Here is a 13,264-nt window from a genome sequence, read left to right on the forward strand (position 1 = left end):
GGCGGCATCCATGGATCATAAAATGTCGCGCTCGCCGTGGGTTATTCATTACGACGGCTCGAGCTGCAACGGCTGCGATATCGAGGTGCTGGCCTCGCTTACCCCACTGTTTGATGCGGAGCGTTTTGGTGTGGTCAACACCGGCAACCCCAAGCATGCGGACATCTTTTTGGTGACGGGGTCGGTCAATGCCCAGAACCTGCCTGTCGTGCGCCAGATTTACAACCAGATGCTCGAGCCCAAGTGCGTGGTGGCCTGCGGCATCTGCGCGTGTTCGGGCGGCGTGTTCCGCGATGCCTATAACGTGATCGGTGGCGTGGACCGCGCAATTCCCGTGGACGTGTACGCGCCCGGGTGCGCCATTCGTCCCGAGACCGTGATCGACGCCATCGTTGAGGCGTGCGGCATCCTGGACCAGAAGGAGGCCGTGATGCGCGCCGGCGGTGACCCGCTTACCGTGGGCGGCGCCGCAACCTGGGACGGTGGCGTTGAGCTGGGCGAGGACGGGTTTGTGGCTGCGGGGGCCGGGGCTGACGGTGTCGGTGACGCGCCAGCCGCTGGCGACGCGCCTGCTGAGACGCCCGCCGCTGCAAGGGAGGCCGAGTAATGCAAAAGGCAATCTATACCACCGTCGGGATTGACGAGCTTCTGTCGCATGTCCAGGCGCTTAAGGGCGTCGGCGCGCGCTTTGTGCAAATGCACGCCGAGCGCAACGTCGACGACGGCACGTATCGCTTGGTCTATACGTTTATCAACGTTCGTGCTGCTCAGGAGCATATTGCGCAGGACGGCAGCTATGCGATCGAGAACCTGGTGGTTGAGGGAATTGATCGGTACCAGGAGATTCCGTCCATCAGCTCGTACTATCCGGCGGTGTTCCCGTTTGAAAATGAGGCACACGACCTGTTCGGGCTTGTCATCACCGACATGCAGATCGACTTTAAGGGCTTTTTCTACCAGGTCTCGACCGCTGAACCCATGAGCGTTATTACGCCCGAGGTGAAGGCCGCGCGCGAGAAGGCCATGAAGGTCCGCGCGGCTGCCGAGGCCAAGGCGCGCAAGGCCGCTGCCGAGAAGGCCGCTGCGGGGGAGGGCGCCACGGGCGCTGGCGATGCCGCGGGTGCCGCTGCTCAGCCCACTGCGGCTGCCGGCTCCGATGCTCAGCACGATGAGGCCGCTGCAAAGGCCGCGCTCAAGGCTGCCGAGATGGAAGCAAAGCTCGCCGCCATGGATCCCGAGAAAGCGGCCAAGGTCCGTGCGGCGCTTGCCGCCAAGGCCGCCCGCGACAAGCAGAAAAAGGAGGCGTAAGGTCCATGGCACATCGCTCCGTTATTCCGTTTGGCCCGCAGCACCCGGTGCTGCCCGAGCCGCTTCATCTGGACCTGGTGATCGAGGATGACCGCGTCATCGAGGCAATTCCTCAGATCGGCTTTGTGCACCGCGGGCTCGAGAAGCTCACCGAAAAGCGCGACATGCATCAGTTTGGCTACATCGCCGAGCGCATCTGCGGCATCTGCGCCGTGGGCCACAGCTGCGGCTATGCCAGCGCCTGCGAGCGCATGCTCGGCATCGAGGTGCCTGGTCGCGTGCAGTATATCCGCACCATTCTGCACGAGCTTTCGCGCATTCACTCGCATCTGCTGTGGCTGGGTCTGCTCGCCGACGCCTTTGGCTTCGAGGCGCTGTTCTATCGGTCATGGACCCTGCGCGAGCAGATACTCAAGATTTTTGAGAGCACTTGCGGCGGGCGCGTGATTCTGTCGATTAACGAGATCGGCGGCCTTAAGCACGATATCGAGGACTCCGAGCTGGCGGGCATTGTCCAGACGCTCGATGCCATGCGTCCTGACTACGAGGCCCTGGTGCATACGTTTTTGGACGACAACAGCTGCGGCGAGCGCCTGCATGGCGTGGGCGTGATCAGCAAGAAAGATGCGCTGGATCTGTCGATGGTCGGCCCGTTTGGGCGCGCCTCGGGCGTGGATTACGACGTGCGCATGTTTGGCGACGGCGCCTATGCGGACCTGGCCGCGTTTGAGCCCATTGTTGCCACCGACGGCGACTGCTATGCCCGCTGCCAGGTGCGTTGCGCCGAGGTCACGCAGGCCATGGACATTATCAAGGAGCTTGTGGGCAAGATTCCGCACGACGGTATCGGCGGGCGCACCAAGCTCACGCCGGCCGACGGTGCGCGCGGCGAGGTTGTGATTGAGCAGCCGCGCGGCGAGGCGTATTACTATGTGCGCGGTAACGGCACCAAGAACCTGGACCGTTTTCGCGTGCGAACGCCGACGTCGCAAAACCTGGCGGGTCTGACGCATGCGCTGCAGGGCGTGCTCCTTGCCAACGTGCCCATGATTATCCTGACCATCGACCCCTGCATTAGCTGCACGGAAAGGTAGGCGCGGCATGAGTTTGCTGACATTTGCCAAGACGGCCTTAGTTTCTATGGTCAAGCAGCCGGTCACGGTGCGCTATCCGCAGGAGAAGCTGACGGCACCCGAGCGCTTGCGCGGGCATATCGTCAACGACATGGACGTGTGCATCTGCTGCGGCATGTGCGCGCGCCGCTGCCCGGCGGGCGCGCTCGCGGTCGATCGCAAGGGCGGAACGTGGTCGATTGACCCGTATGCTTGCGTGGTGTGTGGCGAGTGCATCGAGAGCTGCCCCAAGCACTGCCTGACTATGGACACCGCCCGCACCCCAGTCGCAGCGGACAAGACTCCCACAGTAGAAACCAAGCCGGAATAGCGCTGGAATAGGGGCCGGTGGGGCAAAAATGCCCCACCGGCCCCGCGCTTAAACGCGCGGTTGTGCCGTCGCGAACAAAACTATGCCGGATTACGGGGCTGGATAGCGAACCTCCGACCATACAGAAAATCCCAAAAACAAAACCGCAGGTAGACTGCTTGCCGTTTTTCAAAAAAAGCTGTATGGATGAGGACTCCGACTTTAGCCCCGTAATCCGGCATAGTTTCGAAATGGCATCATATCCGTAACAGCCCTTGATCTCCCATGGACAGAGGGAAACGGATCATTTTGGCCTTACGAGGGCTGTCGCGTGACCCGTCTGCCACGAAATGTGCCCATCTACTACGTTTGAGCCGCCATCCTCAACCACGGCGAAAAACGCGAAAAGAAAACCGCAGGTAGAACGCCTGCAGTTTTTCATGGAACGCGGTTGTGGTCGGGAGCATCGGGTCAAACGTAGCAGATGGGCCAGTTTCGTGGCGAGCACCACTAATTGATCCCCCGGAGGCGGAGGAAAACGGATCATTTTTGCCTGATGGCTCCGAGTCGCACCCGTTTTCCTGCGAAAACGCCGTGTCTCAACTTTGGTGAGACATTTGTCTCACGCTCAAAACCGAATCTGGAACATGTGTCACCTGCCCTAATTGTGTCTCATTCCGTAACTTTAGGCTGATGCAAGGTCTGAGCCTGCGAGAAGGGAGACGCGATGGGTAAGTACACGAGGGGTCTCTTGGCGGTGATACTGGCCGTAGTGCTGGTATTGCCGGCTGCAGCATTTGCCATGCTGCCCGAGGCCAACGCCAGGTCCAGCACAGGAATGGACGGACCGACAATGAGCGGAAAGGTCGTCGTCGATCCCGACACCAGCGGACGCTGGGAAATCTGGGCGGCCGGTCACAACGGTAATAAAGTAACGACTCAAAACGTCGGCCGAATCTGGACCGACAAGACGGTCGAGGCAACTGAGGAAAACGAAGAGTCGGATTTTCTGACCACGCTTTCGGCCATGTCCTCGACGTCTAATTCAACCGTGACGGTTACTACGCCGCTCGACATCGTGATGGTGCTGGATGCATCTGGCTCGATGGATGATCCTATGGGTGGCGGAGATCGCACCAAGCGTATCGATGCGCTGAAGAGTGCTGCGAACAGCTTTATCGATACCATCGCAAAACAAAATGAGAGCATCGAGGGCGTCGATAGGCAGCATAGGGTTGCCATTGTTAAGTTTGCGGGCAAGAAGTCCAACGATATCGGCAACAATATGTATCGCGACGGAGGGTACTCCTACAATTACACCCAGGTTATGAAAGAATTGACCTACTGTTCCGGCAGCAATGCGGATGATCTCAAGAAGAATACAATTAATAAAATTCAGCCTGCCGGCGCCACGCGCGCCGACTATGGCCTAGAGCTGGCCGAGAAAATCACTACCACTTATGGCCGCAAAGACGCCAAGAAGATTATTGTGTTCTTTACCGACGGTACGCCAACAAAGCAAAATAAATTCGATGCGGGTGTCGCCAACGCTGCCGTGACAGCTGCTAAGAATATGAAGGACGGCAAGGCCACCGTTTATACCATCGGCATCTTTGATGGCGCGAACCCCAGTGCTGGTATCCAGGATTCGGGAAAAAGCCAAAAAGAGAACAAGTTCATGCAGGCCGTTTCGAGCAACTACCCCAATGCCACGGCATGGGATGCTCATGGTGCACGCGCGGAAAACTCCGACTACTACAAGTCAGCGACCAATGCCGAAGAGCTCAAGAAGGTTTTCGACGATATCTCGCAGGCCATCACATCGGAGGCGCCTTATCCGACCGAAATCCATAAGGGCTACGACGAGACCAAGTCCGGCTACATCACGTTTACCGACGAGCTGGGCGACTTTATGCAGGTCGACAGCTTCACCGAGGTCGTCATCAACGGCACGCCGTTTACCAAGGCGAGCAAGACGGTCAACAAAGAGACCAATACCGACACCTACGAGTTTGCCGGCAAGGCAAAAGACCTGCTCATCACCGTGCAGCGCGCCGGCGATGACAATCCCCAGAAGGGCGATATCGTAACGGTCAATATTCCTGCGTCGTTGATTCCGCTGAGTCACTTTAAGACCGTAGACGGTAAGCTTTCGGTCGACAGCGCTCAGCCTATCCGCGTGAAGTACACCTCGAGCGTGAAGAGCACTGCGCTCGACAACCTGTTTACGCCCGAGAAGGTAACGGGGCTCAAGGATTACATCGAGAACAATACGACCGTTGCCAACGGCGCCAAGACCGTGAATTTCTACGCGAACAAGTGGGCTGCCGGCGATCTGGGCAATACGGTTGCGACCTTCGAGCCGGCCGACACCAACCGCTACTACTACTTCCAGAAACAGACCCCTATTTACACGGACAAGGACTGCACGCAGCCTGCAAAGAATTCGCTGGCAGATACCGGCACCTATTACTACAAGGATGAGTTTGAGGAGCAGGGCGAAAACGGCGAGGCCAAGCCCGCCTCTGCCGTCATCGAGTTTATCGGCGGCGACGCTGCGAAGTTTGACGGCGCTATTGTTGCTGACGAGGACGGCAACCTTTCGTTTAGCGTGGGAACCGCGCGCCTAGCCTTTATCGACGAGCTCCACACCACCAAGGAGAGTGTGGGAGGCAACAACACTGGTACCGCGACTGACGTTCTCAATCCCAAGTGGAACAACGTGTCCGCCAAGGCGACCGCGACGCATGTCAATTCCTACCTGGGCAACAACGGCAAGATCAGCTTTAACGTGACGCCGACAACGGTGGATACCAAGGCCAGCTTTGGCCTGACCAAGGTGCTCGAGGGCCGCAGCTGGACGGATGCGGACGAGTTTAAGTTTGAGCTCTCCGCGACGCCCAAGAATGACGCTCCGATGCCTGCATCCACGGACACGACCGTGCACAAACCCGACCCGGACGGCAAGGGCAAGGCTGCCATTGACTTCGGCGAGATCACCTTCAACAAGCCGGGCGAGTACACCTATGAGGTCCGCGAGGTCAAAGGCGACGCCGGTGGCATCACCTACAGCGATAACGTTGCCACGTTCAAAGTGACCGTGACGGTTAAGGCCACGGGTGGGCTTAAGGCTGACGTTGAAAAGATCTCGGGCGAGCGCGAGTTCAAGAACACCTACGCTACAAATCCTGTTGAGTCCAGCGTCACCGACAAGATCAAGGCGACCAAGGTCCTGACCGGCCGCGACCTCAAGGCCGGCGAGTTCAGCTTTGAGCTGCGCGAGATCAAGGGTGAGGACTCTGAGCTTATCGAGACCGTCAAGAATGACGCCAACGGCAACGTTACGTTCAGCCCCATCAAGTACGCCGATATCGGTCAGCACACCTACACGCTGTGCGAGGTCAAGGGTAACGACGGCGGTATCACTTACGACGAAACCGTCTACACCATCGTGACGACCGTCAGCGATGACGGCAAGGGCCAGCTGGTGGCTACGCATAAGCTGCAGGGTGCCGAGGACGTTAAGAAGATTGAGTTCAAGAACTCCTACAACGTGACCCCCGAGAGCTCCAGCGTTACCGACAAGATCAAGGCGACCAAGTCCCTGGCCGGCCGCGACCTCAAGGCCGGCGAGTTTTCCTTCGAGCTCGTCGAGGGCGAGGGCGAGGGCGCCGAGGTCGTCGCCAACGGCAAGAACGCCGCCGACGGCAAGATCACGATGAGCGAGATCACCTACAACGAGCCCGGCAAGCACACCTACACGCTGCGCGAGGTCAAGGGTAACGCCGGCGGTATCACCTACAGCGACGCCAAGTTCACCATCGAGACCACCATCACGGACAACGGCGACGGTACGCTCAAGGCCGAGCACGTCCTGAAGGGCGACGAGCCCGCCGAGTTTAAGAACTCCTACAACCTGACGCCTACGGACTCCAGCGTCACCGACCAGATCACCGCGAAAAAGGTTCTGACCGGGCGCGACCTCAGGGAGGGCGAGTTCTCCTTCGAGCTCGTCGAGGGTAACGATGTCGTCGCCACCGGCACCAACGCTGCCGACGGCAAGATCACGATGGGCGCCGTGAAGTACACCGAGGCTGGCAAGCACACCTACATGCTGCGCGAGGTCAAGGGCAACGCCGGCGGTATCACTTACAGCGATGCCGAGTTCACTATCCAGACCACCATCACGGACAACGGCGACGGCACGCTCGAGGCGAAGCATGTCCTGAAGGACGCCGACGAGGCGAAGTTCAGCAACTCCTATAAGCCTGGCTCCAAGGAGTCCAGCGTCACTGACCAGATTACCGCGGCCAAGTCCCTGGACGGGCGCGACCTCAAGGCCGGCGAGTTCCGTTTCGAGCTCGTCGAGGGCAATAGCGTGGTCTCCACCGGCACCAACAATGCCGACGGCAAGATCGTGATGGATTCCGTCACCTACGCCGCGGCTGGCGAGCACACCTACACGCTGCGCGAGACCAAGGCCAGCACCACCGAAAACGGCATTACCTACAGCACCGCCGAGTACACTATCGTGACCATCGTCAAGGACAACGGCGACGGCACCCTCAGCGTGGAGCACAAGCTGCAGAACGCCGACGAGGCGATCTTCGAGAACACCTACACGGTGACCCCCAAGAGCTCCAGCGTCACTGATCAGATTAAGGCGACCAAGTCCCTGACTGGCCGCGACCTCAAGGAAGGCGAGTTCTCCTTCGAGCTCGTCGAGGGCGACGAGGTCGTCGCCACCGGCACCAACGCCGCCGACGGCAAGATCACGATGAGCCCCATCGAGTACACTGCTGCTGGCAAGCACGCCTACACGCTGCGCGAGGTCCCGAGCGACGCCGGCAACGGCATCACTTACGACGGTAAGACCTACACCATCGAGACGACCATCACCGACAACGGTAGGGGCGAGCTCGTGGCAAAGCATGAGCTGAAGGGCGACGACGAGGCGAAGTTCAGCAACAGCTACAAGCCGAATCCTGGCGAGTCCAGCGTCACCGACCAGATCACCGCGACCAAGGTTCTGACCGGGCGCGAGCTTGCTGCCGACGAGTTCTCCTTTGAGCTCGTCGAGGGTGAGGGTGAGGACGCTAAGATCATCGCTACCGGCACTAACGCCGCCGATGGCACGATCACGAAGAGCGCCGTGAAGTACGACAAGCCCGGCAAGCACACCTACACGCTGCGCGAGGTCAAGGGCGGAACCACCAGCAAGGGCATCACCTACAGTGACGCCAAGTACATCATCGAGACCACCATCACGGACAACGGCGACGGTACGCTCAAGGCCGAGCACGTCCTGAAGGGCGACGAGCCCGCCGAGTTCAAGAACTCCTACAGTGTGACCCCGATCAACGCAGAGCTCGACTTTGACCTGAGCAAGGCCATTAACGGCCGCGACTGGACGGATGCGGACAAGTTCAGCTTTACCATTACCGCCCCCGATGGCGCCCCGCTACCCGATCCTGCGACCGTAACCGTGAGCAAGCACGACGCGAAGGACGGCATTGCCGCCATCAAGTTCGGCAAGATTCGCTACACGGCTGCCGGAACCTACAAGTACGAGATCCGCGAGAACGCGGGTAATACGGTTGGCATGACGTATGACTCCCACGTCGCGACCGCCGAAGTGACCGTGACCGAGGGCAGCGAGGGCAACCTGACCGCAAACGTCACCAAGAAGGAAAACGGACGCTTTACCAACATGTACCGCACTGAGCTCGATTACGCCGCGGCCGGCGGCCTCAAGCTCAGCAAGACCCTCTGCGGACGTCCCATGACCGAGGGTCAATTCACCTTTACCGTGACGCCCGCCGACGATGATTCGGCTAGCGCACTTGGCCTGCTGCCCGGGGCCAACAACTTCGAGTCCCCCGCAACGATAGAGGGAACGGTCGGACTGATCGACATTCTGGCTGGTCATGAGGTTAAATTTACGCAAGCTGACGCCGGCAAGACCTTCAAGTACACCGTGGCCGAAAAGAACGACGGCCAGCCCGGTTACACCTACGATGACGCCGTACGCACGGTGACGATCGCCATCGTCGACGACACCGCCGGTACGCTCACTGCTACGACGACCGTTTCCGGTGGTCCCGAGGGCACGCATGAGACGGTCCACAAGAGTGGCGAGAACAAGGTCGAGAAGGCCCTGGTGCCGTTCCACAACAGTTACAGCGCTACGACCAACACGCCTGGTGGCACCGCTGCTCAGGTCGTTGCCACCAAGACTCTGACCGGTCGCCCGATGGCCGACGGCGAGTTCTGGTTCGGCATCGCCTATCAGGGTGAGCTTGTGGCATACGAAAACCTCAAGCCCAATATCGGCGGGCACGTGAGCTTTGATACGCTGCACTACGACACCAAGATGCTTGCTAATCTTGAGGCTGCTGGGCTTGCTTATCGTACCGATAAGGACGGCAAGCTTGCCTGGACCATTAACTACACGGCCTACGAAGATTTATTCGGGCTGCCGAATGGCGTTTCCGCTACAACGTGGAGCTTTGGCTTTAAGGTTATCGTCGTCGACAACGGTGACGGTACCCTGACGGCGACGGTCGACTACGGCGGCGTCGAGCCCTTGTTCGAGAACGTCTACGGCGCCGACGCCGTGGATGCCGCGCTCACCGGTACTAAGAAGCTCCAGGTTGCCGAGGGCCTGACCCCGGCCGACATCACGGGTAAGTTCACCTTTACCGTGACCGCCGACGAGGCAGGTGCCCCGATGCCCGAGCGCACGACCGTAACCAACGACGCAGCCGGTAACGTGGACTTTGGCAAGATCCACTTTACGCTCGAGGACCTCAACCGCGCTCTGGGCGTGACGGACGATGCGACCGATAAGGCCGAGGCGGACGAAGCTGACGAGGCCGAGGCCGACGAGGCAGAGGCTGAAGAGGCCGACCCCGCCGCTGACGCCAATGTCGACGAGTCCGAGCCTGCGGCCCCCACCGCTCCGCGCTCGCACACCTTTGCCTATACGGTGACCGAGACCGGCAGCGCCCCTGGCGTGACCAACGATGCCAACGCCACGCGCAAGGTTTCCTATACCGTGACTGACGACGGCGCCGGACATCTGAGCGTCAAGCGCGAAGGCGACGACGGTGCTGCCTTCACGTTCACCAACACCTACAGCGTAACGCCTACCGATTCGTCCGTGACCGATCAGGTCAAGACGGTCAAGCGTCTGACCGGACGCGACCTTGCAGTCGGCGAGTTCACGTTCGATCTGCTCGAGGACGACGTGGTTGTCGCAAGCGGCACCAACGACGCCAACGGCACTGTGACACTGAGCCCGATCCGCTACGAGGCGCCCGGCACGCACACGTACACGCTGCGCGAGGCTTGCCCCAATGCGCTCGGCCTGTACAAGGGCGTCACCTATGACGGTACGACCTACACCGTCGTGGCCACCGTCTCTGACAACGGCGATGGCACGCTGGCCGTGACGCACAAGCTCGAGGGAACCACCGAGTCGGCTGGTTTTACCAACAAGTATCACGCCATGCCCACCCAAGTCTCCATCGGCGCCATCAAGGTGCTCGAGGGACGCGAGCTCAAGAAGGACGAGTTCAGCTTTAAGTTCGTTGGCGAGGGCATCGAGTCCACCGTCACCAACGATGCCGACGGCAAGATCAACTTCGACAAGTTCGAGTACGACGAGCCCGGAACGTACGTCTACACCATCAGCGAGGTCAAGGGCGACGAGACCGGTATGACTTATGACAAGTCCGTCTTTACCGCGACCGTCAACGTGGTCGATGACGGCGAGGGCAGCCTCAAGGCAAGCGTCGCCTTTGCCAAGGGCGACAAGAGCGTCGAGGGTATCGTGTTCAACAACACGTACAAGAAGCCCGAGACGCCCGTGCCGACGCCCGATCCCGGCACGCCCAAGACCGTGACGAATATCGTCAAGACGGTCAAGGGTTTCCTGCCCACCACGGGTGACCAGCAGGCCGCCGCTCTGCTTATGACATTTGTCATCGCCATGGCCGGCGTCGGAGCCCTGGTCTGGGGTATCCGTAAGCGCTAGGCACGTCGACAGCGCCCGGGGCCAAAAGGCCCCGGGCGGCCGGCAGGGCTAAATCCCGACCTACTCCTACCCCCAGCCGCCACGGAGGCATCTCCCTCCTCCGTGGTGGCGCTTTTGTGCGTTGGGGAGGAGGGCGCGCCACGAAACCGGCCCATCTACTACGTTTAGCCCCTTACCCCCAACCATGCCGAAAAGCGCAAAAACAAAACCGCAGGTAGAACGCCTGCGGTTTTGTTCAAAACGAAGGTATGGTCAGGGGTATCGAGTCAAACGTAGTAGATGGGCCGATTTCGTGGCGGGCGGTTTCGGCTGATCCATTGGGGACGGAGGAAAACGGCTCATTTTGGTCCCGCGAGGCTGGCGGAGACACTCGTGCAGGGCCGCCCGAACAAAACTATGCCGGTTTACTACGATGAATCCGAGACTCCTGACCACACCCGCATTTTTGCAAATATCGCAAGTGTTCTACCTGCGGTTTTGTAAGTGCGCAATTTGCCGTGGTCGGAGATATGCGGTTCATCGTAGTAAACCGGCATAGTTTTGAAATGGCATCAAATTGGCGGCAGCCAGCGGCTAGCCTCGCAGATAGGCGATGGCGATTTGGGTGCGGTTGCGCAGGCCCATTTTGGCAAGGATTGAGCTGATGTGGTTGCGCACGGTGCCTTCGCCCATATAGGCGGTGGCGGCAATCTCCTTGTTGTCGAGGCCGCGGGCGATGAGCTCTGCGACTTCGAACTCGCGGTCGGTCAGGCTGACAAAGGCCGCGGGCCGGCGGGTCGTGCCCGCCTCGACGCCCGTTCCGTCAAAATCGATGTCCTCGATCGCCTTGCCCTCGAGCACGCGTTTGCCATCCATGACCTGCGTCAACGCGGGAGGGATGGCAGCGACGTCGGTTTTAATCAAGTAGCCGCGCGCGCCCAGCTTGAGCGCCGACACAATGTACTCGTCATCCGAGAATGTCGTTAGAAACACCACGCGCGCCGCAGGGTCGCGCTCAAGGATCTCGCGTGCCGCCGAAAGTCCGTCGCGCCCCGGCATCTGAATGTCGAGCAGTGCGATATCGGGCGCGTGCTCGGCGTAGAGCGCGACCGCGTCGTCGCCATTGGCGCCGGTGCCCACCACCTCGATCTGCGGCTGGGCGCCCAGGATAATCTTGAGCGAATCGACCACCAAGCGGTCGTCGTCGACAACGATGAGCCTCATCGGGCGTCATCTCCTTGCTGCTTAGGAACGGTGGCAAACACGCGCCAGCCGGGGGAGCCGGCACGCGGGCCGGCGGTGAAGGTGCCGCCAAGCGCCTCGATGCGCTCGCGCATGGAGGCGAGCCCCATGCCCTCCGTGGCGCCGCGGCCGCTTGCTTGGACCCCGTCCGCGCCATCGTCGGTAACGATGAGCTGGTAAAACGACGGATGCTCCATGCACCGTACGGTGACGGTCTGGGCGCAAGCGTGGCGCATGGCGTTGGAAAGCGCCTCGCGCAGCACCGCCGCAAAGCAGTTGGCGACATTTGCGGGCGCATGCTCGGCCAAAACTTCAAGCTCAATCTGCGGGCCGCCGTCCGAGCACGCGCCTTCAACAATGCGTTCGAGCTGCACGGAAAGGTCGACGGCGTTGTCGTTGAGCGCGTGGACGCTGGCGCGCACAAGCTGGAGCGCCTCGTCAACCGTACGTTTAACGTCGGCGAAATCGGCGGCGACGCCAGGCTCGTCGGCGTGGACCACGCGTAGGGCTTCGGCCTGCAGTGAGGCGCGCGTGAGCTGGTGCCCGACGTTATCGTGGATCTCGCGCGCGATGCGGGCGCGTTCGGCGAGCGTCGCGAGCTCGACTTCGTAGTCCTGGCGGTCGGCGAGGTCTCGGTTGCGTGCCTCGAGTGCCAGGGCGCGTTCTTGCAGCTTGTCGCGGGTGCGACGCATGCGTTCCTGTTCGCGTTCCAGCTGCGCGGTGCGCAGCGACAGCAACGTGGCGGCGACCGAAAGGATGACGGTTAGCAGCAGCGTTCGGGTGGTGAGCGCGCCGCCGCGAAGGTCCGCGACAAGCGCGCAGACAAACACGGCGCCAATCGCCAGCGCGGGCCAGATGCGTTCACGGCGCACGCGTCGCGCGATGTCATAGAGGGCGAGAGGCGCAAACGGCACAAACGGCGGCACGAAGACAGCCGCGATGATGCAGGCGTAACTTGCGGTCTTGCTTGCGCGACGCGTGCGTTCCCCCTGTGCGACCTCGGCCAGTGAGGTGGCAATAACGCCAAGGCAAAACGCCGCGACCAGGTGAGCGTCCACAGCAAGGCCCATGGCGGCCGCAATACAGCACGCCAGAACGATTGATTTGTCGAAAAGCCTGTTCATACGGGTATTGTACGCGAAGCCGCGCGTGGTGGAGGGACCGCCTGCGCAACCGTGACATTCCTCCCACGCGGCAAAGCGGGGACATCGGCAGGCCGCACGGCCAAGCTCCGCACTCGTGACAAAGCTCACTGGCGCGCGCCGGCGGCTCCTG

The 13,264-nt window shown here is 60.7% G+C and carries 7 protein-coding genes; 5 read left to right on the top strand and 2 right to left on the bottom strand.

What is annotated here, in order from left to right; translation table 11 throughout:
- The first annotated feature begins 10 nt into the window (after positions 1–10).
- The 5 genes from nuoB to AAAV44_RS05205 all read left to right on the top strand — a co-directional run bounded on the left by nuoB (position 11) and on the right by AAAV44_RS05205 (position 10,768).
- A complete protein-coding gene (nuoB, locus tag AAAV44_RS05185) occupies positions 11–607 on the top strand; it encodes an NADH-quinone oxidoreductase subunit NuoB (protein WP_349114869.1) in 597 nt (198 codons plus the stop codon).
- Entirely contained in the window at positions 607–1,308 is a 702-nt protein-coding gene (locus AAAV44_RS05190; RefSeq protein ID WP_349114870.1) for an NADH-quinone oxidoreductase subunit C, read from the top strand. The genes nuoB and AAAV44_RS05190 overlap by 1 nt, the downstream gene beginning before the upstream one ends.
- A 5-nt stretch (positions 1,309–1,313) precedes the next feature.
- The gene (locus AAAV44_RS05195; RefSeq protein WP_349114871.1) at positions 1,314–2,402 is read left to right on the top strand and encodes a nickel-dependent hydrogenase large subunit; all 1,089 of its coding nucleotides are present in this window, start codon (positions 1,314–1,316) and stop codon (positions 2,400–2,402) included.
- 7 nt (positions 2,403–2,409) lie between these two features.
- Positions 2,410–2,751 (top strand): 4Fe-4S dicluster domain-containing protein, encoded by a 342-nt coding sequence (locus AAAV44_RS05200; RefSeq protein ID WP_349114872.1) that lies wholly within the window; start codon positions 2,410–2,412, stop codon positions 2,749–2,751.
- 706 nt (positions 2,752–3,457) lie between these two features.
- Positions 3,458–10,768 carry an FctA domain-containing protein gene (locus tag AAAV44_RS05205; protein ID WP_349114873.1) on the top strand — a complete coding sequence of 2,437 codons (7,311 nt, stop codon included), beginning with the start codon at positions 3,458–3,460 and terminating at the stop codon, positions 10,766–10,768.
- 573 nt (positions 10,769–11,341) lie between these two features.
- Here AAAV44_RS05205 and AAAV44_RS05210 read toward each other — a convergent pair.
- Both AAAV44_RS05210 and AAAV44_RS05215 read right to left on the bottom strand, forming a co-directional pair.
- The gene (locus AAAV44_RS05210; RefSeq protein ID WP_349114874.1) at positions 11,342–11,971 is read right to left on the bottom strand and encodes a response regulator transcription factor; all 630 of its coding nucleotides are present in this window, start codon (positions 11,969–11,971) and stop codon (positions 11,342–11,344) included.
- Positions 11,968–13,113 (bottom strand): histidine kinase, encoded by a 1,146-nt coding sequence (locus AAAV44_RS05215; protein WP_349114875.1) that lies wholly within the window; start codon positions 13,111–13,113, stop codon positions 11,968–11,970. Before AAAV44_RS05215 ends, AAAV44_RS05210 begins: the two co-directional genes overlap by 4 nt.
- Positions 13,114–13,264 lie beyond the last annotated feature (151 nt).

The organism is Collinsella sp. CLA-AP-H1, from assembly GCF_040092945.1.
Classification (GTDB): domain Bacteria; phylum Actinomycetota; class Coriobacteriia; order Coriobacteriales; family Coriobacteriaceae; genus Collinsella.